The 20,624-nt window shown below is 61.3% G+C and carries 23 protein-coding genes; 11 read left to right on the forward strand and 12 right to left on the reverse strand.

Annotated elements, in window-relative coordinates; translation table 11 throughout:
* Window positions 1-35: 35 nt before the first annotated feature.
* From ACHEXK_RS09440 to ACHEXK_RS09450, 3 genes are read right to left on the reverse strand one after another with little or no spacing between them, the layout of a single operon-like run.
* Window positions 36-1,334, reverse strand: coding sequence for a TRAP transporter large permease subunit (locus ACHEXK_RS09440; RefSeq protein ID WP_416545550.1), 1,299 nt, complete (start codon window positions 1,332-1,334; stop codon window positions 36-38).
* Window positions 1,331-1,912: a TRAP transporter small permease gene (locus ACHEXK_RS09445; RefSeq protein WP_416545552.1), complete on the reverse strand. Its 582-nt coding sequence runs from the start codon at window positions 1,910-1,912 to the stop codon at window positions 1,331-1,333. The genes ACHEXK_RS09440 and ACHEXK_RS09445 overlap by 4 nt, the downstream gene beginning before the upstream one ends.
* Entirely contained in the window at window positions 1,896-2,717 is an 822-nt protein-coding gene (locus ACHEXK_RS09450) for a FadR/GntR family transcriptional regulator (RefSeq protein ID WP_416545554.1), read from the reverse strand. Before ACHEXK_RS09450 ends, ACHEXK_RS09445 begins: the two co-directional genes overlap by 17 nt.
* Window positions 2,718-2,912: 195 nt before the next feature.
* On the opposite strand from ACHEXK_RS09450, the gene ACHEXK_RS09455 reads away from it, so the two are divergent.
* Window positions 2,913-4,661 carry an IlvD/Edd family dehydratase gene (locus ACHEXK_RS09455; protein ID WP_416545556.1) on the forward strand — a complete coding sequence of 583 codons (1,749 nt, stop codon included), beginning with the start codon at window positions 2,913-2,915 and terminating at the stop codon, window positions 4,659-4,661.
* A 16-nt stretch (window positions 4,662-4,677) separates the two neighbouring features.
* Window positions 4,678-5,682 carry a D-erythronate dehydrogenase gene (gene denD / locus ACHEXK_RS09460; RefSeq protein ID WP_416545558.1) on the forward strand — a complete coding sequence of 335 codons (1,005 nt, stop codon included), beginning with the start codon at window positions 4,678-4,680 and terminating at the stop codon, window positions 5,680-5,682.
* Between the two features lie 68 nt (window positions 5,683-5,750).
* Here the strand turns inward: denD and ACHEXK_RS09465 are convergent, their stop codons facing one another.
* Window positions 5,751-7,073 carry an amino acid deaminase gene (locus ACHEXK_RS09465; RefSeq protein WP_416545560.1) on the reverse strand — a complete coding sequence of 441 codons (1,323 nt, stop codon included), beginning with the start codon at window positions 7,071-7,073 and terminating at the stop codon, window positions 5,751-5,753.
* Window positions 7,074-7,134: 61 nt separating this feature from the next.
* On the opposite strand from ACHEXK_RS09465, the gene ACHEXK_RS09470 reads away from it, so the two are divergent.
* Genes ACHEXK_RS09470 through ACHEXK_RS09480 form a run of 3 tightly spaced genes read left to right on the forward strand, consistent with a single transcriptional unit; the run spans window position 7,135 to window position 9,661 of the window.
* Window positions 7,135-8,106, forward strand: coding sequence for a sugar kinase (locus ACHEXK_RS09470; RefSeq protein ID WP_416545562.1), 972 nt, complete (start codon window positions 7,135-7,137; stop codon window positions 8,104-8,106).
* Window positions 8,103-9,011, forward strand: coding sequence for a 2-dehydro-3-deoxygalactonokinase (locus ACHEXK_RS09475; RefSeq protein WP_416545564.1), 909 nt, complete (start codon window positions 8,103-8,105; stop codon window positions 9,009-9,011). The genes ACHEXK_RS09470 and ACHEXK_RS09475 overlap by 4 nt, the downstream gene beginning before the upstream one ends.
* An 11-nt stretch (window positions 9,012-9,022) precedes the next feature.
* Window positions 9,023-9,661, forward strand: coding sequence for a 2-dehydro-3-deoxy-6-phosphogalactonate aldolase (locus ACHEXK_RS09480; RefSeq protein ID WP_416545566.1), 639 nt, complete (start codon window positions 9,023-9,025; stop codon window positions 9,659-9,661).
* 24 nt (window positions 9,662-9,685) lie between these two features.
* Here ACHEXK_RS09480 and ACHEXK_RS09485 read toward each other — a convergent pair whose 3' ends face one another.
* The 4 genes from ACHEXK_RS09485 to ACHEXK_RS09500 are packed head-to-tail and all read right to left on the reverse strand — an operon-like array spanning window position 9,686 to window position 12,640.
* Window positions 9,686-10,564, reverse strand: a complete 879-nt coding sequence (locus tag ACHEXK_RS09485; RefSeq protein WP_416545568.1) for a pirin family protein — start codon at window positions 10,562-10,564, stop codon at window positions 9,686-9,688.
* A 31-nt stretch (window positions 10,565-10,595) separates the two neighbouring features.
* A complete protein-coding gene (locus ACHEXK_RS09490; protein ID WP_416545570.1) occupies window positions 10,596-11,381 on the reverse strand; it encodes a tRNA-uridine aminocarboxypropyltransferase in 786 nt (261 codons plus the stop codon).
* 3 nt (window positions 11,382-11,384) lie between these two features.
* Window positions 11,385-12,266 (reverse strand): PA4780 family RIO1-like protein kinase, encoded by an 882-nt coding sequence (locus ACHEXK_RS09495; RefSeq protein WP_416545572.1) that lies wholly within the window; start codon window positions 12,264-12,266, stop codon window positions 11,385-11,387.
* The gene (locus ACHEXK_RS09500) at window positions 12,263-12,640 is read right to left on the reverse strand and encodes a VOC family protein (RefSeq protein ID WP_416545574.1); all 378 of its coding nucleotides are present in this window, start codon (window positions 12,638-12,640) and stop codon (window positions 12,263-12,265) included. The genes ACHEXK_RS09495 and ACHEXK_RS09500 overlap by 4 nt, the downstream gene beginning before the upstream one ends.
* 213 nt (window positions 12,641-12,853) lie before the next feature.
* Between ACHEXK_RS09500 and ACHEXK_RS09505 the strand changes: the two genes are divergently transcribed.
* Genes ACHEXK_RS09505 through ACHEXK_RS09520 form a run of 4 tightly spaced genes read left to right on the forward strand, consistent with a single transcriptional unit; the run spans window position 12,854 to window position 15,333 of the window.
* On the forward strand, window positions 12,854-13,648 hold the full coding sequence (locus tag ACHEXK_RS09505; protein ID WP_416545576.1) for an SDR family NAD(P)-dependent oxidoreductase: 795 nt from the start codon (window positions 12,854-12,856) through the stop codon (window positions 13,646-13,648).
* 14 nt (window positions 13,649-13,662) lie between these two features.
* Window positions 13,663-14,229, forward strand: a complete 567-nt coding sequence (locus tag ACHEXK_RS09510) for a PaaI family thioesterase (protein WP_416548917.1) — start codon at window positions 13,663-13,665, stop codon at window positions 14,227-14,229.
* Entirely contained in the window at window positions 14,226-14,624 is a 399-nt protein-coding gene (gene gloA / locus ACHEXK_RS09515; RefSeq protein ID WP_416545578.1) for a lactoylglutathione lyase, read from the forward strand. Before ACHEXK_RS09510 ends, gloA begins: the two co-directional genes overlap by 4 nt.
* Before the next feature lie 31 nt (window positions 14,625-14,655).
* Window positions 14,656-15,333, forward strand: coding sequence for an SDR family oxidoreductase (locus ACHEXK_RS09520; RefSeq protein WP_416545580.1), 678 nt, complete (start codon window positions 14,656-14,658; stop codon window positions 15,331-15,333).
* Window positions 15,334-15,359: 26 nt separating this feature from the next.
* On the opposite strand, the gene eda is transcribed toward ACHEXK_RS09520, so the two are convergent.
* The 3 genes from eda to ACHEXK_RS09535 form a co-directional block, all read right to left on the reverse strand.
* On the reverse strand, window positions 15,360-15,995 hold the full coding sequence (eda, locus tag ACHEXK_RS09525; protein WP_416545583.1) for a bifunctional 4-hydroxy-2-oxoglutarate aldolase/2-dehydro-3-deoxy-phosphogluconate aldolase: 636 nt from the start codon (window positions 15,993-15,995) through the stop codon (window positions 15,360-15,362).
* Window positions 15,986-17,827, reverse strand: a complete 1,842-nt coding sequence (edd, locus tag ACHEXK_RS09530) for a phosphogluconate dehydratase (RefSeq protein ID WP_416545585.1) — start codon at window positions 17,825-17,827, stop codon at window positions 15,986-15,988. The genes eda and edd overlap by 10 nt, the downstream gene beginning before the upstream one ends.
* Before the next feature lie 169 nt (window positions 17,828-17,996).
* Window positions 17,997-18,218, reverse strand: coding sequence for a hypothetical protein (locus ACHEXK_RS09535; RefSeq protein WP_108286435.1), 222 nt, complete (start codon window positions 18,216-18,218; stop codon window positions 17,997-17,999).
* 51 nt (window positions 18,219-18,269) lie between these two features.
* Here ACHEXK_RS09535 and ACHEXK_RS09540 point away from each other — a divergent pair, with 51 nt between their 5' ends.
* Entirely contained in the window at window positions 18,270-18,887 is a 618-nt protein-coding gene (locus ACHEXK_RS09540) for a gamma-glutamylcyclotransferase (RefSeq protein WP_416545587.1), read from the forward strand.
* 72 nt (window positions 18,888-18,959) lie between these two features.
* A complete protein-coding gene (pdxH, locus tag ACHEXK_RS09545) occupies window positions 18,960-19,592 on the forward strand; it encodes a pyridoxamine 5'-phosphate oxidase (protein WP_416545589.1) in 633 nt (210 codons plus the stop codon).
* 15 nt (window positions 19,593-19,607) lie between these two features.
* Here the strand turns inward: pdxH and ACHEXK_RS09550 are convergent, their stop codons facing one another.
* Entirely contained in the window at window positions 19,608-20,564 is a 957-nt protein-coding gene (locus ACHEXK_RS09550) for an AEC family transporter (RefSeq protein WP_416545591.1), read from the reverse strand.
* Between the last annotated feature and the right edge of the window lie 60 nt (window positions 20,565-20,624).

Genomic DNA, 20,624 nt, shown 5'->3' on the forward strand with positions numbered 1-20,624 from the left:
CTGTCTCCTTTAAAAAACACACTGGGTTAAAAAAATCATCTCAGCATCCATTTCATCGGCTCGATGACAATGGCAGGGAAAGCAACCAACAGCGCCAGCACAGCGAGCTGTGCCCACAAGAATGGCAGGACGCCTTTGAAAGCGGTGTCCATGTTGATCTTGGCCACGCCACACACCACATTGAGCACGGTGCCCACAGGCGGTGTGATCAGGCCAATCGCGTTGTTCATGATGAACAGCACGCCAAAGTAGACCGGATCAATGCCTGCCTTGATGACCAAGGGCATGAGTACCGGCGTCAAAATCAACACGGTGGGCGTGAAGTCGAGTGCCGTGCCGACCACCACCACCAAAATCATGAGAACAACCATCAGCAATGTCTTGTTGCCCATGAGCGGCTCCATCATCCGGGCCACTTCGGCCGGAATGTTGGCCACGGTGATGAGCCAGGCGCTGACCATGGCCGCTGCCACCAAAAACATGATGACCGAGGTCGTTTTACCGGCTGCCAAGGTCAGGCTGTACAACTTGGACCACTGCAATTCACGGTAGACAAAGGCGCCCACCACAAAGCTGTAAACCGCCGCCACCACCGCTGCCTCGGTCGGAGTGAACACGCCGAACTTCATACCGCCGATGATGAAGACCGGCAAGCCCAGCGCCAAGATGCCTTCACGCGTGGCCTTGACCTTTTCGGACCATGGCATACGCGGTGCGGGCTGTACGTTCTCGCGCTTGGCCAACCACCACCAAGTCAGTCCCACAGCCGCACCCATCAAAATGCCCGGCACAATGCCTGCCAAAAACAGCTTGGTGATGGACACGTTGGCCGCCACACCGAAGATGATGAAACCGATGGAGGGTGGAATCACCGGCGCGATGATGCCGCCCGAGGCGATCAGGCCCGCCGAGCGTCCCACGTTGTAGCCGGCCCGCTTCATCATCGGGATCAGCAAGGCGGCCAAGGCCGCCGTGTCGGCCACGGCCGAGCCGGACAAGGAGGCCATGATGACCGCCGCCATCACGGCCACATAACCCAGACCGCCCCTGAAATGCCCGACCCAGGCCATGGCCAGGTTCACAATGCGGCGGCTCAAGCCACCCGCATTCATGAATTCACCCGCTAACAAAAAGAACGGCACCGCGAGCAATGGGAAGTTGTCCGCGCCATCCACAAAGCGCTGCGCCAGAATCTGGCTGTCAAAGGCATTGATCATGCCGTTGCTGGCCATGTAGGCCATCAAACTCAGGCCGCACACCAGCAAAGCATAGGCAATGGGCATGCCCAGAGCCATGGCTCCGAGCAGGCTGAACACAAAAACAGCGATGGTCATGCGCGACCTCGCACTTCTGAATCCATGGCCATATTGGGCGCACCTTTGTGTGTCAAATCGTCCAGCACCACCGTGTCCTCAGACTCCACCACCATCACCAAGTCTTCCTCTTTCAAGCGCCCGGTCAGCAGCAAACGGAGTTGGTTGAGGTTCATGACCGCCATGACACTGGCGGTGACGTAGCCAATGCCATAAATCCAGATCATGGAAATACCCACCACCACCGAAATGTTGGTGACCTGAAGATCGTGCATCTTCCAAGTGCCCCAAAAGAACAATACGTTGCAGCCGAGCATCATCATTTCGCTCAAGAAGAAGCAGAACTTTTTGCCACCCAACGACAAACGGCGCACCAGGGTATCCACACCCAGGTGTCCTTTTTCTCGCATGGCCACCATGGCCCCAAGATAGGTCAGCCAAATGAAGCAGTAACGCGACATTTCATCCGAGATGGAGATGCCCGAATTGAAACCGTATCGCAACACCACGTTGCCAAACACCATGACCACCATGGCCACGAGGCAAGCCACCACCAGAAATTCCAGCAGCTTGAAAAAGTGATCAATGATTTTGTGCAACTGCAGCCCCTGATTTTGAAATGTTCACTTTGGCCATGGTTTTGGAAAGCATTTTGCTTTTGACTTGGGTTTTGATGGGTGTGGCCACGCCCGAGACCGTGGGCAATTTTTTGCGCGTCGACAGGACCAAGTCGATGTCCTCTTTGGCACCTTCAATCAACACCATGATGGCGCGTTCGGCCTTGGCCGGTTCGCGGGCGATCACGGCATTGAGCACCGCACGGTGCAAGGGCAGAGAATTTTTCGGTCCGTCTTTGATGCGGGTGGAAATTTCAAAACTGGTACGCAGCAGGGCGTTCAGAGCTTTGCTCATCTGCACCAGCATGCGGTTGTGAGAGGCTTGCAACAGTCCTTGGTGAAAACGCATGTCGTGCGTGACGTAATCGCCGCCCTCGTCCACTGCTTTTTTCATGCCGGCGTAGGCGGCTTCGATCTGGGCAATGTCTTCGCTGGTGGCACGCTCGGCGGCCAAACGCACCGCAGCAGGCTCGACCACACGGCGAAGCTCTTGCAAGTCTTTCAAAAATTCGGGTGTCAAACCGCACTGGGCTTGCCACGCCACCACATCGGGGTCAAACCAGTTCCAGTCGGCATCAGGCAGCACGCGCGTACCCACCTTCGGCCCCGTGGACAACAAACCTTTGGCCACCAGCGACTTGATGACCTCACGCACCACCGTGCGGCTCACACCAAACTCTTCGCACAGCAAGGGCTCAGGCGGCAAGCTGGCGCCTACCGCATAGCGGCCCGACAAGATGGCGTGTCCCAACAAGTCCAGGGTGTGTCTGTGAAAGTTTTTACTCATGATCGCAGGGTCTGATTGCTTATCATATGATGATTGAGCAAGCACTTGCGACTCTGGAAAACCCTAGGACAGTCATCTAGGCGTCAAGGGTTTTCCTCCATGTCACTGGGTTTACAAGATCCTCTTCTTTTTTAAATCGTCATACGATAGTATTTTGTGATCTTTGGCTTTTTGAACCACCTTTGGAAGCACCCCATGAGCGACAACAACGGCAGCCCTCCCCGCAAAAAACCCGAAGACCTGCGCAGCCAGCAATGGTTTGGCCGTCAAGATCGGGACGGCTTTGCCTACCGCAGCTGGGTCAAGGGCAAAGGTGTGCCACACGACCAATTCGATGGTCGTCCGGTCATTGGCATCTGCAACACCTTCAGCGAACTCACGCCCTGCAATTCGCACTTCCGCACCTTGGCCGAGCAGGTCAAGATCGGCGTGTACGAAGCGGGTGGTTTTCCGCTCGAATTCCCCGTCATGTCATTGGGCGAAACTTTGCTGCGCCCCACCGCCATGCTTTACCGCAACTTGGCCAGCATGGACGTCGAGGAATCCATCCGTGGCAACCCGATCGACGGTGTGGTGCTGCTCATGGGCTGCGACAAAACCACGCCATCCTTGCTGATGGGCGCATCCAGTGTGGGGCTGCCCACCATCGGCGTGTCGGGTGGCCCCATGCTGAATGGCAAATGGCGCGGACAAGAACTCGGCTCGGGCACCGGCGTGTGGAGCATGAGCGAGCAAGTGCGTGCGGGCACGCTCAAGTTGCAGGACTTCTTTGAAGCCGAGAGCTGCATGCACCGCAGCCACGGCCACTGCATGACCATGGGCACTGCCAGCACCATGGCCAGCATGGTCGAAGCCCTGGGCATTGGCCTGCCCGGCAACGCCACTTACCCTGCCGTGGATGGACGCCGCAATGTCTTGGCGCGCGAAGCGGGTCGACGCATCGTGGAGATGGTCCACACCGACCAGACCATCAGCAAGGTGCTGACCCGTGAAGCCTTTGAAAACGCCATCCGCACCCTGGCGGCCATTGGCGGTTCAACGAACGCGGTGATCCACCTGATCGCGATTGCGGGCCGCTTGGGCCTGAAGCTCACGGTGGACGACTTCGAGCGCCTGGGCAGTGAGCTGCCTTGCCTGCTCAACTTGCAACCCTCAGGTGACCACCTGATGGAAGACTTTTGCTACGCCGGTGGCTTGCCCGTCATCATGAAAGAGATCGAGCATCTGCTGCACAAAGACATCGTCACGGTGAGCGGCAAGACGGTGGGCGAGAACATCGCAGGAGCTGTGAATTACGACCCACGCGTGATCAAGACATTCGAAGCCCCTTTCAAAGAAAAGGCCGGCATCGCGATTTTGCGTGGCAATTTGGCACCCCGCGGCGCCGTCATCAAACCCAGCGCGGCCACCCCTTCGCTGATGGTGCACACCGGCCGCGCGGTGGTGTTCGAAGACAGCACCGACTTCCACAAGCGCATCGACGATGAGGGTCTGGACGTGGACGAAAACTGCATTTTGGTGCTCAAAAACTGTGGCCCCAAGGGCTACCCCGGCATGGCCGAAGTGGGCAACATGCCGCTGCCACCCAAGGTGCTGCGCAAAGGCATCACCGACATGGTGCGCATCTCGGACGCCCGCATGAGCGGCACGGCCTACGGTACGGTGGTGTTGCACACCACGCCCGAAGCGGCAGCCGGCGGCCCGCTGGCCGTGGTGCAAAACGGCGACATGATTGAGCTGAATGTGCCTGAGCGCAAACTGCAACTGCTCATCAGCGACGAAGAACTGGCCCGCCGCTTGGCCCTGTGGGAAAAGCCCGCACCGGCCATGAACTCGGGCTACTGGAAGCTCTACATTGACCATGTGTTGCAAGCCGACGAAGGCGCGGACATGGACTTCTTGGTCGGCCAGCGCGGCGCGGCCGTGCCCAAAGACAACCACTGATTTCCAAGGAAACACCATGCGAATTTTGATCACCGGCGGTGCCGGATTTTTGGGCGCACGGCTGGCCCGTGAGATCTTGAAGCGCGGTCAACTCAATGGCCAAAGCGTGAGCGAACTGGTCATTGCCGACTTGTTCCCCGCCCCCGCTGATTTACTGGCCGACCCCCGCGTCAAGGGCCATGCAGGCCCGATGCTGGAGCAAGGCGACTTGTTCAAGAGCGGTTTTGATGGCGTGTTCCACCTGGCGTCTGCCGTGTCGGGCGAGTGCGAGTTGGACTTTGATTTGGGCCTGCGCTCCAACGTCGACAGCTCGCGCTTGCTGCTCGACAGCATCCGGGCTTCGGGCAAAGCGTCGCGCCTGGTGTTTGCCAGCTCGGTCGCCGTGTTCGGCCCCGACGCGGCCAACCCCATGCCGGCCCTGGTGGCCGACACCACCTTGCCCACGCCCCAAACGTCTTACGGCACACACAAGCTGATGATCGAGTACATGGTGGCCGACTACACCCGCAAGGGCTACATCGACGGCCGCGCAGCCCGCTTGATGACAGTGGCCGTGCGCCCCGGAAAACCCAATGGTGCCGCGTCCTCTTTCTTCAGCGGCATCATCCGCGAGCCTTTGGCGGGCACCGCCACCACCTGTCCGGTCGATGCCCATGTGTCGCACCCCATCTCTTCGCCCGGCAACACCGTGCATGGCTTGATCACCGTGTTCGAGGCCAGCCGCGAAGCCTTCGGTGGCCGCATGGCGCTGAACCTGCCGGGCCTGAATGTGAAGGTCAGCGACATGCTGGCCGCTCTTGAAAAAGTGGCGGGGCCTGCGGTGCGTGCGCGTGTGAGTTTTGCCAAAGACGAACGCATCGCGGCCATCGTGGACAACTGGGCCAAGGGCTGCACCTTTGAGCGGGCCCACGCCCTGGGTTTGCGTGCCGATGACAGCTACGAGGCCATCATTGCGCAGTACATCGAGGACTGCAAAACCCGCCCGGGCTACCCGGCCGAGGCTTTGAACGGTTTGAAGTGATCTGCAAAAAAGGCCGCCATGCAACTGCTGCGTGGCGGCCTTTTTTCGTTGGATCCTGGCTTGCAGATTCAAAAATGCGTGCTGATCGCTCCGCTGATGCGGCCATCGTCTTCGATGATCGCCATCCAGCGCCATTTGTCGAAAGTGGTGCAAGGATGAGAAATGCCCAGCGCCACGCGGTCACCCACTTGCGGCCAGACGCCATCGGCGTTAAAAGCCATGTGCGCATGCTGGTCACTCAGGGCTTTGACTTTCCAGGACTCGGGCGTGGCCTGCATGGCGCCCTCACCGCTTTGCCCACGCGCTGCCCAGCGCACCGGCATGGGCATGCACTGGTCAAACGACAGGTCGCGCCGACCCGCACTCAAAATGGCCAGCCCAGGCTCGGGCACCGACTGCACCAGGGCCCAGACCTCCAGCGCGGGTTGCAAGGACGCGCTCAAGCCCTCACGCGCCTCCACCAGCTTGAGGTAGCGGGCGTAGTTCCAGTGGTCGTGCGTGACATAACAGCCCGAACGCAACACGCCTTGGACCGGGCGGCTTTGGACCCGCGTCTTGAGCATGGGGATCACCAAATCGAACACCGCCGAGCCTCCCGCCGAGAGCAAGACCTCGTCCTTTCCCCACAGACCCTGCGCATCAATTTGCTGGACCAGTGCTTGCACGCTGCGCACCAGGGCGCTGACGGCTTCCATGTCGTGGGCACTGTCGCATTGGCCCAGTCCCCCCTCGTAACACTCCACGCCGCCCAGAGAGGCCACTGGCGATGCGGCCATGGCTTGCGCCAGTGTCAAGGCCTGTTCCTGGGTGCGGCAGCCGGAGCGGTAGCCCGCAATGCCCAGCTCCAACAGCACATCCCAGCATCGGTCATTGCCACGCCGTGCGCCCCATTCGGCCAGTGCATCCAGCTGCGCCAGCGAATCGACCAAAAACCAAACACGCACTTGCGGGTGCTGGTTCAGCAAAAAGTCCAATGCGTCCAAGTCGGCGTCCGACACCAACTGGTTGGCGATGATGGCGCGTTGCGCACCTGCTGCCAGACCCACACGCAGCTGGTGCACATTGGCAAACGTCATGCCCCAAGCACCGGCCTGCAACTGCATACGGAACAATTCTGGCGACATGGTGGTCTTGCCGTGCGGCGCCAGAGCCACGCCTTTGCGCTGCACAAAGTCCTGCAGCCAAGCCAGGTTGTGCATGAGCGCCGGGCGGCGCAGCACGGCCACCGGGTAAGCCAAAGCGTCCTCCAGCAAATGCCAGCCGCGCCGCCCCAGCTCGGACGCAGCGCAGGGCTCGGCGGTCAGGGGGTAGCCTTTGCAGCTCGCGTTCAGTACAAAATCGCTCTCAATGCCTGCTGTCCACATGATGATCGTCTCCAATTTCTCGCCCATGGCGCTCCCAGATTGCCGATGATTTTCCCACCTCCCATTCTGTGCAGTCGCTTTTTTTGACATGACCCACCTCCACAAAAACCTGGACATCGTGGCGCTTGGCGAAGCCATGGTCGAGTTCAACCAGCGCCCTCATGAACATGCCGGCGACGCCCCGCTCTACATGCAAGGCTTTGGCGGCGACACCAGCAACGCGGCCATTGCCGCAGCCCGCGCCGGGGCACAAGTGGTCTATCTGACCCGATTGGGGCAAGACCGCTGGGGTGATCGGCTGATGGACCTTTGGCAGCGCGAAAACGTGGGCACCCAAGGCGTACTGCGCGAACACCCCGCCCCGACCGGCATGTACTTTGTGAGCCACGATGCGCAAGGTCACCACTTCAGCTATGCGCGTGCAGGATCTGCCGCCAGCCGCATGCAGCCGCAAGACCTGACGCACTGGGCCGATTCAATCGCCCACAGCCAATGGTTGCACCTGTCGGGCATCTCGCTGGCCCTATCCGCCTCGGCCTGCGACACTGCGTTGGCGGCCATGGCGCACGCCCGCAGCAGCGGCACACGGGTGGCACTCGACTCCAATTTGCGCTTGTCCCTGTGGCCCTTGGCCCGGGCGCAGGCCTGCATCCGCCATGCCGTCAGTTTGTGCGATCTGTTTTTGCCCAGCCTGGAGGACATGGTCGCGCTCACGGGGCTTTCCCAAGCCGCCGACATCATCGCCTGGAGCCATGCCCAGGGTGCAGCGCAGGTGGTGCTCAAACTGGGAAGCGACGGGGCTGTGGCCAGCGATGGAAAAAAACAGCAACGCCTGGCTGGCCATCCGGTGCCGGCCGTCGACGCAACAGGCGCGGGCGACTGTTTTGCAGGCAACCTGCTGGCGCGTTTGTCAGCAGGCGACGACTTATGGACCGCCACCGCTTATGCCAATGCCGCCGCCTCGCTGTCCGTGCAGGGCTTCGGTGCGGTCGGTCCCTTGCCGACACGTGAGGCCGTGCTCAAGGTGCTCAACACCGCATCGGAAGGTGCAACAGCATGAGCGGTACAAGACCTTTGATCGCCATCGACTGGGGCACCTCTTCGTTGCGTGGCGCTCGGTTGGATGCAAACGGCCACGTGATCGAATCGCGAGAATTCACACGTGGCATCCTCACCGTGCCCCCGGGCCAGTTTGAAGCCGTGTTCCAGGAACTCTTTGGCGACTGGCTGCAATTGCCCGGTGCGCTGTGCCTGATTTCGGGCATGGCGGGCAGCCGCCAAGGCTGGCAAGAAGCACCCTATTGCCCCTGCCCCGCTGGCTTTGCCGAGTTGGGCCAGCACCTGAGGTGGCTGCAACCGGGACGCATCGCCTTGGTACCGGGCCTGAGCTTTTTGGGCGCGGACACTCTGAATACGCCGGATGTCATGCGCGGTGAAGAGGTGCAAATTTTTGGAGCCTTGCAATTGGCAGGCCGCGACAACGCCACGTTGGTGCTGCCGGGTACGCACAGCAAATGGGTGCAGGTGCAAGGTGGCCGGGTCACGCAGTTTCAGACTTTCATGACCGGCGAGGTGTTTGCCCTGATGAGCCAACACTCGCTCTTGGGCAAGACGATGGACCTGCAGGGCGCTTTTGACGAAGCGGTTTTTTTGCAAGGCATTGAACAAAGTCAGCAAAGCGGCAGTGTGTTGCACCACCTGTTTGCGGTGCGCACGTTGGGCTTGTTTGAACGCCTGAGTGCAGCCCAATTGCCCAGCTATCTGTCGGGCCTGCTGATCGGCGAAGAACTGCGCCAACAGGCCGTCTTGCGACATCCAGACCCAGTCCTGGTGATCGGCAGCCCCGCCTTGTGCCTGCGCTACACCCTGGGCCTGCAACACCTGCTCATCCCCTGCCAAAGCCTAGGGGCCGAAGCCACTTGGGCCGGCTTGTTGGCACTCGCATCCTCCTGCGCCCCTTCCTGAACACCACCGCCATGACCGCTTTAACCTCCCCAGCCCGCACCTTGGCCAACGCCATGGCCCAACTCCCCTTGATCGCCATCTTGCGTGGCCTCACGCCGGCTGAAGCACCCGCCATAGGCGACGCCTTGGTCGGCAGCGGCTTTGCCATGATCGAAGTGCCTCTCAATTCGCCCGAGCCCTTGACGAGCATCGCCGAGCTGACCCGGCAATTTCCACAAACCCTGATCGGCGCAGGCACGGTGCTGAATGTGCAGCAGGTCAAAGCGGTGCACGCCGCGGGCGGCCGTTTGGTCGTGGCCCCCAACTTCAACCCCGCTGTGGTGGCCCAAGCCCTGACCTTGGGCATGGTGGTCTTGCCAGGCGTGGCCACACCCACCGAGGCCTTTGCCGCACTCGAGGCCGGTGCGCACGGGCTCAAACTCTTTCCAGCCGAAATGATCTCGCCCGCCAGCGTGAAAGCGCTGCGCGCTGTGCTGCCCCAAACAGCCGCGTTGATGCCAGTGGGCGGCATCACACCCGACAACATGGCGGTTTACCGTGCCGCTGGCGCCAATGGTTTTGGCCTGGGGTCGGCATTGTTTGCACCGGGGCGTTCGGCGCAAGAGGTGCGGCGGCAGGCGGAAAAATTTGCAAAAGCCTTCAAAGGCTGAAGCATGGCTCTGCGCCGCTGAAAGTCAGGCTTTTTCACCCAAGCGCCCATCCCGAAAATCTGCCAGAGCTTGGTAAATTTCCTCTTTGGTGTTCATGACAAAAGGGCCGTATTGCACGATGGGCTCTTGGAGGGGCTGACCCGCCACGAGGATCAACTTGCTCTCGGCACTCGCTTCAATCACCACACCATCGGCCTGCGCCGTGTTGGTCAAAATGGCCATGCGCTGCACCGGAACGGCCTGCCCTGCAATGCGCACTTCGCCACGGTACACGTAAACAAAGGCGTTGTGCCCAGCTGGCAGCGTTTGCTCAAAACGCAGGCCCTGCGGCATGTGCACATCCAGAAACACCGGTTGGGTGATGTCGCGGCTCACCGCGCCACGCACGCCGTGGCTGCTGCCCGCAATGACCGTCACAGCCACGCCCGCTGGCGTCTGGAACTGCGGCAGCTGCGCGTTCTGAAAATCGCGGTACCAAGGCGCGTTCATCTTCTCAGAGCTGTGCAGATTCAGCCACAACTGAAAGCCCTCCATGACACCCTCGGCCTGCTGCGGAATTTCGGAATGGATCACGCCCCGACCTGCCGTCATCCATTGCACCCCGCCGTTTTGCAACAGACCTTCGTTGCCCGCACTGTCGCGGTGCAACATGCGCCCGGCGATCATGTAGGTCACGGTTTCAAAGCCCCGGTGCGGGTGGTCCGGAAAACCGGCGATGTAGTCGCCCGGCTTGTCGCTGCCAAAGGCATCCAGCATCAAGAAGGGGTCGAGCCGGTGCTGCAGATCTTGCGTGAGGATGCGGCTGAGCTTGACGCCTGCGCCATCCGAAGTGGCTTGGCCGGTGACCAAACGCTCGACACGGCGCGAGACAGTGACAGGGTACAAAGATTCTGGGTCGCTCATTGGGGGCTCCATTCAACATCACAAAAGCGGTTCAGCTCGGGTTCAAATCACGGAACTGTAAATGCTCGGCGCCATCCCATGCGGGCGGCAATTGGTGTTTGGCTTGCACATAGTGGTGCGTGTACACCTCCAGATAGGCTTGCAATGTCTGTGCAGCATGGGTCTCGCCCGCCAAGTCCAAACACAGCGAAGCCACCTCGCTGGTGCAAAAATGGTCATCGCGCTTGGATCGGCGCAGCTTGTAGCGCGAGACCTGCTCGGGCTTCAGACTGAGCACCGGCAGGTGGTTCAGGTAGGGACTTTTGCGGAACATCTTGCGCGCTTCGGGCCAGGTGGCGTCGAGCAGGATGAACAGCGGGCACCGGCCTGCAGGCAAGGGGTCTGAGCGATTGGGCAACTCGTGCACCACCCGTTGCGGCTCGACAAATTCACCCGGAAACACCACAAAGGCCTGCCACTGCGGATCGGCCAGCAGCGCCAACAAGCCAGGGGCGACCTCGGTGCGAGCCCATCCGAAGGCGAAGGTGTCTTTCACCACATCGGCAATCAGCCAGCCGGTGTTGCTGGGCTTGAGGGGTTCAATGTCGGCCATGAGCAAACACATGCCCACTTGAGTGGGCACTTGCGGGCGCAGTGCGCAGATGCAGTGCGTGGGGACCAAGCGGCAGCCGGGGCAGCGTTCGCCTTTGATGCCGCCACGAGCCAAGAAGGGTTTGGCACTGCGCGCCAGACGCTCAGAGCGCAGGCGCGAGACGGCGTGGGGTTCTCGCGGCGAAGGCCATGGCGTCATGCCCAAGGTCTGCTCAATGGTCGTCATCACTCAAACAACAGCCGTGGCCATGCGCAAACGGCGGGCGGCTTCTTCATCACGGGCATCGTCAATTTCGCGCAGCACGGCCTGCATGTCCACATCGGCGGTGGCGCGCTCAAAGCGCCCGCTCAGCGGGGTCTCATGGTCCAGCAATCCGGCTTGGTAGAGGCTCCAAATTTCAGGGCCGTACTCGGTCAGCAGCAGTTCGGGCGCAAACTGACCGAAGAAATCCCGCAAATTGCCCACATCGCGCAAGAGCATGCGCTGGGCGTGGTTGTTACCGGCCGCATCCACGGCTTGGGGCAGGTCGATGATGACGGGCGCGTCCATACCGGCCAGGTCGCCCTCTCCGGGGATGTGTGCCAACAAAATATTGAATTCAGACAAGTCGCCATGCACCACCCCTGCACACAGCATGCGCACCACCTCACCCATCAAGGTGGCATGGTGCTGCAAGGCTTGCTCTGGGGTGAAGGCCACATCGTTCAGGCGCGGGGCGGCATCACCCTGGGCATCGGTGACCAGTTCCATGAGCAGCACGCCATCCCAAAAATTGAAGGGCCTTGGGACGCGCACACCGGCTGCAGCCAAGCGGTACAGCGCATCCACTTCGGCGCTTTGCCAAGCGGCTTCTTGCGCTTGGCGGCCAAACTTGCTGCCCTTGGCCATGGCACGGGCCGAGCGCGAGTTTTTCACCTTGCGGTTTTCGGTGTAGTCCACCGCTTGCCGAAAACTGCGCTGCGTGGCTTCTTTGTAAATTTTGGCGCAACGGGTCTCATCCCCGCAGCGCACGACAAACACCATGGCCTCCTTGCCGCTCATGAGCTGACGCACGACCGTGTCGATCAGACCCTCTTCAACCAGCGTCTGAAGTCTGGGGGGTGCCTTCATCCAGGACGATGCAAAACGCAGATTTTGTGGCCGTCCGGATCGCGCAAGTAAGCCAAGTAAAGCTTGCCTGCAGCGCCTTCACGCCAGCCAGGGGGGTCTTCGCAAGTCACGCCACCATGGGCCAAGCCTGCCGCATGAAAGGCATCGGCCTGTTCGGTGGAACCCGCTTTGAAACCATAGGTGCTGCCATTGCCCACCGATGCAGCTTCGCCATTGATGGGGGTGGTGATGCCAAAGGTACCCGTGGGGCTGCGGTAAAAGTAGCGCTTGTTGTTGGCCACCCCAGGGGCTATGCCCACAGTGCCTAAAACAGCATCGTAAAACTTTTTCGAGGCTTCGAGGTCTTTCACCCCCACCATGACATGACTGAACATTGCGCGCTCCTGTTGTTCCCGAAAAGGGGTCTGTTGAATTGTGGCCCATGTTACTTGATGGCCGTCATGCAGGCCGTGGCTGTGGTCATCTTCCCTGTGTGCAAAATGGCAGCACCCATCCGGCCCAAAGGCCCTGTGGGTGACAGCCTGCCTTCACAACTTGTGGCAGCATGTCGGACACTTTCAACCCCTTGCGTTCAGGAGACCCCTTCAATGCTTCTTTCCAACGCCTTGTCTTTCGGACTGCAAAGCCGCGTGGTGGTGGTCACCGGCGCGGCCAACGGGATTGGAGAGGCCTGTGCCCGCCGCTTTGCTGCAGAAGGCGCCCATGTGGTACTGGCCGATGTCAACAGCGAGCGCGGTGCAACAGTGGCCGCCGAACTGCGCAGCGCAGGCCACAGCCCCAGTTTCAGGGTCTGCGACGTTTCGCGCAAGGCCGACGTCGATGCCTTGGTGGACCATGCGCTGCAAGCCTTTGGCCGCATCGACGTGCTGGTGAACAACGCCGGAATTTTCAAGGCAGCCGATTTTTTAGACGTGACCGAAGAGGACTTCGATGCCGTGATCAACGTGAACATCAAAGGCTCCTTTTTGATGGGCCAGGCGGCGGCACGCGCCATGAAAAGCACGGGTGGGGGTTCCATCGTCAACATGAGCTCGGTCAACGGGGTGATGGCCATCCCCAACATCGCCAGCTACAACGTGAGCAAGGGCGGCATCAACCAGCTGACGCGGGCCATGGCTTTGGCGTTGGCTGACTTTGGCATCCGCGTGAACGCGGTGGCCCCCGGCACCATTGCCACCGAACTGGCCCGCCAAGCGGTACTGACCAGCGAAGCGGCCGAAAAGAAAATCATGATGCGCACGCCCATGAAGCGCTTGGGCGAACCCGACGAAGTCGCCAAGGTGGTGGCGTTTTTGGCCAGTGATGCAGCCAGCTACATCACCGGTGAGATCGTCACCGTGGACGGTGGTCGCATGGCGCTCAACTACACCGTGCCTGTTTGAAGAAAAACCCCATGATGAACACCACCTCCTCTGCCGCTGTCCTCGACAGCTGGTTGGCGCAAGAACAAGCGGTGCGCCAGCGCCTGGAAGCCGGCGCTGGCCCCGGTGTGGCGCGCCCCGACCAAGTCGCGGGCAAAACCGGCCTGCAAGTCATGCAAGGGCTGCTGAGCGGCGAGCTGCCCTACGCCAGCATCGCCAAGACCCTGGACTTCACGCTGATCGAAGTCAGTGAAGGCCAAGCCATTTTTCAGGGTGCGCCGGGCTTGAACCACATGAACCCGCTGGGCACCGTGCACGGCGGCTGGTTCGCCACTTTGCTCGACTCGGCTCTGGGCTGCGCCGTGCACACCATGATGCCGCCCGGTCGGGGCTACACCACGGCCGACCTGAGTGTGAAACTCGTCAAGGCCCTCACCCCCAAAGTGCAGCGCGTTCGGGCCATCGGCCAAGTGGTGCATTGCGGCCGCCAACTGGCCACCGCCGAAGCCCGCCTGGTCGGGCCCGATGGCACCCTGTACGCCCATGCCAGCACCGCTTGCCTGGTTTTTGACATGCCCTCCCCCACTGGAAACCAACCATGAGACTGCTTCACACCATGCTGCGCGTGGGCAACCTGCAACGCGCGATCGACTTCTACACCCAGGTGCTGGGCATGACGCTGCAACGCACCTCCGAAAACCCCGAGTACAAATACTCGCTGGCCTTTGTGGGCTATGGCACCAACCCCGACCATGCCGAAATCGAGCTGACCTACAACTGGGGCGTCGAGAGCTACGACATGGGCTCGGCCTATGGCCACATCGCCTTGGGGGTGCCCGACGTGTATGCCGCTTGCGACAAGATCAAGGCTGCTGGCGGCAACGTGACGCGCGAGCCCGGCCCAGTCAAAGGCGGCAGCACAGTGATTGCCTTTGTGACCGACCCCGATGGTTACAAGATCGAGTTGATCCAGCGGCCGCAATACGCGAACCTCTGAGCCCAAAGAGCCCATTGTCTGGAGTCCTCACATGATCGACCTGAGCGGACAACGCATCCTGGTGACCCAGTCCCAAGACTTCATGGGCCCGGCCCTGTGCGAGCAATTGCGCGCCTGCGGCGCTGAAGTGATCGCCGAGGCGCGCCTGCTCACCCAAGCGCTGGACGCACAGGCCGTGATCGAGGCGGCCGGGCCGCTCGATGCACTGGTCATCAATCTGGCACTGCCTGCACCGTCGACACCCGTCACGCAAATTGACGAAGCCGAATGGCGACAGGTGTTTGAGGTCATGGTGGACCCGCTGCCCCGCTTGGTGCGGGCGGTGGTGCCCGGGATGAAGGCCCGGGGCGGCGGCAAGATCGTGGTGATGGGCAGCGCCTCGGCCTTGCGCGGCATGAAGCGCGCCGCCAGCTACAGCGCGGCACGAGGTGCGCAGCTGGCCTATGTGCAGGCGGCGGGGGTGGAACTGGCCCCTGACAACATCCAGCTCAATGCCGTGGCGCAGAACTTTGTCGACAACCCCACCTACTTCCCGCCCGAAGTCCAAGCCAACCCGCGTTTTCAGGAGCGCCTGAAACGCGAAGTGCCGCTGGGCCGACTGGTCAAGGCCGAAGAAGACGCTCGCTTTGTAGCCTACCTGTGCAGCAATGCCGCCAGCTGCTTTGTTGGGCAAGTGTTCCCGATGTCGGGCGGCTGGGCGGTGCGCTGATCGGGGTGCCCCCAGAGCCTCTCCCTTCAGCGTGGCAATTGGCTGGCTTCACGGGCCAGCGCTTCGATGCGTGCCCAATCGCCCTGAGCCAGTGCATCGGCAGGCACCAGCCAAGAGCCGCCCACGCAGGCGACGTTGGGCAAGCTCAGCAGCTCGTTGGCATTTTGCTGGGTCACGCCGCCCGTGGGGCAAAACTTCACATCAAAGAACGGGCCGCTCCAAGCCTTGAGCATGGCCGGGCCGCCCGCCTGCATGGCCGGGAAGAATTTGAGTTCGGTGTAGCCGCCCTCTTGCGCCATCATGATTTCGCTGCCGGTGGCCACACCGGGCAACAAGGGCAGGCCTAAATCTTTGCAGGCCTGGCCCACCGCCGGGGTGTAGCCGGGGCTCACCGCGAAACGGGCACCGGCTTTGACAGCAGCAGCTGCGTCATGCGGACTGCGCACCGTGCCCGCCCCCACCACCGCGCCTTCGACTTCGTTGGCAATCGCTTCCATGCAGGCCAAGGCCTGAGGGGTGCGCAAGGTGATCTCCAGCATGCGGATGCCACCGGCCAGCAAGGCGCGGGCCATGGGCACGGCATGGGCCACATCGTTCAAAACGATCACTGGGATCACAGGGGCGTCCTGCATCACTTGCAGGGCAGAGAAATTCACAGCCATGTGCAGGCTCCTTCTTCGGCTTTGAGCGCGTTGCGGCGCAGGTTGGCAAACAGTTCACGGCCCATGCCCACGCCATTGGCAGCGCTGAGCTCGGCGGGCATGGGGGCCAGTGGGCGAGCAGCCCATTCTGCGTCGCTCACCAGCACGTGCAAGGTACCTGCCACGCCGTCCAAACGAATCAGGTCACCGTCCAACACCTTGGCCAGTGGGCCACCGGCTGCAGCTTCGGGCGAGACATGAATGGCGGCGGGCACTTTGCCCGAAGCACCACTCATGCGGCCATCGGTCACCAGTGCGACCTTGAATCCCTTGCCTTGCAGCACGGCCATGGGTGGGGTGAGTTTGTGCAACTCGGGCATGCCGTTGGCTTGCGGGCCTTGCCAGCGCACCACGCAGACGATGTCGCGATCGAGTTCTCCAGCCTTGAAAGCTTGCTGCAATTCGTCTTGCGAGTTGAACACGCGCGCTGGGGCTTCGATGACATGAAAGGCTTCAGGCACCGCCGAGATTTTGATCACGCTGCGGCCCAGATTGCCTTGTAAAAGTTTGAGGCCCCCCGTGGCGCTGAAGGGGCTGTTGGCCGGGCGCACCACGCTGTCATCTTGGCTTGTGCCGGCATCGTTCCAAACCAGTTCACCCTGGTGGACAGCCGGGATGCGGGTGTATTCGCGCAAGCCGCCAGGCCGCACCGTGAGCACATCGGCGTGCATGAGTCCGGCGTCGATCAACTCGCGGATCACGTAACCGGGGCCGCCTGCGGCCTGGAACTGGTTCACGTCGGCGCTGCCGTTGGGGTACACGCGGGTGAGCAGCGGCACCACGTCCGACAGGGCCGAGAAGTCGTCCCAGTCGATCACGATGCCTGCCGCACGCGCCACCGCCACCCAGTGGATCAGGTGGTTGGTCGAGCCACCCGTGGCCAACAATGCGACCATGGCGTTGACGATGCAGCGTTCATCGACCAGGCGGCCAATGGGGGTGAAATTTTTATCCTTGACCAGCGCCAGCAGGGTGCGAGCGGCTTCGCGGGTCAGCGCTTGACGCACACCCTCGCCCGGGTTGATGAAGGCAGTGCCAGGCACATGCAAGCCCATGGCCTCGAGCAGCATCTGGTTGCTGTTGGCTGTGCCATAAAAAGTGCAGGTGCCTTCACCGTGGTAGGCCTTGGATTCGGCCTCCAACAACTCAGCGCGCCCCACCAGGCCCACGGCCGCTTGCTCGCGCACTTTGGATTTTTCGCTGTTGGACAGACCGCTGGTCATGGGGCCAGCGGGCACAAACACCGTGGGCAGATGGCCAAACTGCAAAGCGCCAATCAACAAACCCGGCACGATCTTGTCGCACACGCCCAGCATCAGGGCCGCGTCGAACACATCGTGGCTGAGCGATACGGCTGTGGCCATGGCAATCACGTCGCGGCTGAACAGGCTCAGCTCCATGCCCGGTGTGCCCTGCGTCACGCCGTCGCACATGGCGGGCACGCCCCCAGCCACTTGAGCGGTGGCGCCTAATTTACGGGCTTCGTCTTTGATGAGGTCGGGGTAGTGCTGCAGCGGCGCGTGGGCCGAGAGCAGGTCGTTGTAGGCGTTGACGATGCCAATGTTGGGCGCACGCGGCGCGACCACTTTGATTTTGTCCAATGCGGTAGCGCGGCTCTTGTCTGCCTCGGGCATGGCGGCAAAGGCGTGGGCCACGTTGGCACAGCCCAAGCGCTGGGCACCGGGGTCACGTTGCGCTGCAGCGTCCACCTGCTGCAAATAAGCCTGGCGGGTCGGGCGGCTGCGCTCGCTGATGCGGGCGGTGACGGCCACCAAAATCGGATGAAGTGTCATGTCGTTGCGCCCCGATGGGGCTTGGTAACTAAATTACATCTCCGATGGTAACCGTCTTCCTCTGTTTTGGTGCACTTGGCGAGTTACAGACGGGGTACAACTCGTCAATCCTGGTGGAGAGACACAAAAAAACCCGCCGAGGCGGGTTGTTGTCAGCGCAGCTGGCGCATCACTTGGCTGCAGAGGCCTCAGCTGCGGCAGGTGCTGCAGAAGCTTCGGCTGCTGGCGCAGAAGCCTCGGCTGCAGGTGCAGTGACCGCTGCTGGTGCTGCAGGCGCTGCTTTTTTGCTTTTGGCGATGCCAAAGCCGATCGCCAAGCCCACGGCCAGAACGATCACGGCCACCAAAACGGCCCAAACTACGGGTTGATTGTCATCTTGAGGGGTCGACATGTGAGTTTTCTCCGAAAATAGTGGCGAGATTGTAATGGGGCCTTGTTGCACATGACTGACAACTTCATCCCTTGCGAAAACCGCCCCACGTCGCCCGCGCACGCCACGGCATTTCAAGCGGACTTGCTCGAGCGTTTTCGCGCCCAATGCGCGAAGGGCCAAGACTTGTGGGTCTTTGGCTACGCCTCTTTGCTGTGGCGCCCAGAATTTGAGGCCGAAGAACAGCACACCACCAAAGTCTGGGGCTGGCACCGCGCCCTGAAAATGTGGAGCCGTTTGAACCGGGGCAGCCCCGAATGTCCAGGGCTGGTATTTGCTTTGCTGCCCGGTGGCAGCTGCCAAGGTGTGGTGTACCGCGTGCACAAAAACCATGCTGATGAAGTGTTGCAGCGGTTGTGGGCACGCGAGATGCCCATGGACGTCTACACCCCCAACTGGCTGCCCTGCCGCACCCCCCAGGGTTTGGTCAAAGCATTGGCCTTCACCCTGCCCCGCAGCAGTCCCAGCTTCACGGGTGACTTGCCGGCTGAGACCTACCAACAGATTTTTCGCCAAGCCTGCGGACGCTTTGGCACCACACGCGACTACGCCTGGCAAACCTACCAGAGCTTGCAGGCCCATGGCATCGAAGACAAGGCGCTGGCCGCCTTGTTGCGCCTTGCCGCCTGACATGCCCTCACAGGTGGCGGTGCGAATGACCTGGCGCAAGGTCAAATCCGAGCCGCTGCCTATACTTGCACCATGAACATCGCCGACCTGCGCAAGAGCTACGAAAAAGCCGAGCTCAACGAAAACGCCTCCCATGCCGACCCACTCCAGCAATTTGAGCAATGGCTGCAAGAAGCCATCGCCGCCGAAGTGCCTGAGCCCAATGCCATGACCCTGGCCACCGTGGCCAACAACCTGCGCCCCAGCACCCGGGTGGTGCTGATCAAGGGTTACGACGAACGCGGCATTGTCTGGTACACCAACTACGCCAGCCAAAAAGGCCAGGAATTGGCGGGGAACCCGTTTGCAGCGCTGCAATTCCATTGGGTGGAGCTGGAACGGGTGGTGCGCATCGAAGGCCGTGTGGAGAAAGTCAGCGACGAAGAAAGCGATGCCTATTTCCACAGCCGTCCGCTGGACTCGCGCATCGGCGCTTGGGCCTCACCCCAAAGCCAGGTGATCGACGGCCGCACGGTGCTGGTGACCAACGCGGCCAAATACGCCGCGCAGTTCATGCTCAACCCACCGCGTCCACCGCACTGGGGTGGCTACCGACTGGTGGCCGACCAATGGCAGTTTTGGCAAGGTCGCAAAAGCCGTTTGCATGACCGCCTGCGTTACACGCAAGTCGGTGAGCAGTGGTTGCGCGAGCGGCTGGCCCCCTGAAACAACACCAAGCGCTCAGGACGGCATCAAGGGCAAAACGGCCATGACCGCCGTCACGCTCGCCACGGCCATGGCGGTGGACACGGCCACGCCCGCGGTGACCGCTTCTTCTTCTTTGCGGTAGCGCTGCGAGAACAAAAAGACATTGGCCCCGATGGGCAAAGCCGCCGCCACCGTCATGACGGCCAAATGCAGCCCGCGCAAACCCAGCAACCAGCCCACCGCCAGCATGAGCGCGGGATGAACCACGGTTTTCACCACAGACAATTTCAGGGCAGACATGAATTGCTTGCCGATCGGCGTTTGTGACAGCGTGATGCCCACCAACACCAAAGCGATCGGACCAAAAGCACTGCCCAGCAATGCCAACGGTCGGTCCACCACCGGGTGCAGGCCCCAGCCGGTCTGGGCATAGACCAAACCCACCAAAATCGGCAAAGGCACGGGGTGAACGATGGCGTTGCGCACCGCAGACGCCACCGTGCGCCAAACAGCGCGGCGCTTGCCGGACAGGGCGGCGTCCTCGCTGGCCACTTGCAACTCCAACACCAGCGTGGCCGCACTCAGCAAGACCAAGGCATGCAATGAGATCAAGGTGAACAGCAAGACCTGCCCCTCTTGCCCATAGGCCAAGCCGATCAAGGGCACGCCGATCATCAAGGTGTTGCTGAAAATACTGGCCAATGCCAGCACCGAAGCGCGGCTGTTGCGCCCATAAAGCCAGAGCATGGTGACAAACAAGGCCCCTGCCACCAGGAAATACTGTGCCACTGGTTTGAAATCCAGCTGCTCAATGCGCACGCTGCTCATGGTGCGAAACAAGAGCGCTTGGGTCAGCACCAAAAACACCAGATTGGACAAGTCGCGCACCGACTCGCCGCGAACCAGCTTGGCCCTGCCCGCCACAAAGCCAATCAAGATCAGCAGCACCACGGGCAGCAATGACGACAAAACGGGATGGTCAAGGTTCATGCCCGGATTATCCCGTGGCCCCAGCCGCTCAAATGGCGGAAACCACGTAGCGCCGCCGCC

Source organism: Limnohabitans sp. DCL3 (assembly GCF_048019295.1).
GTDB lineage: Bacteria > Pseudomonadota > Gammaproteobacteria > Burkholderiales > Burkholderiaceae_C > Limnohabitans_A.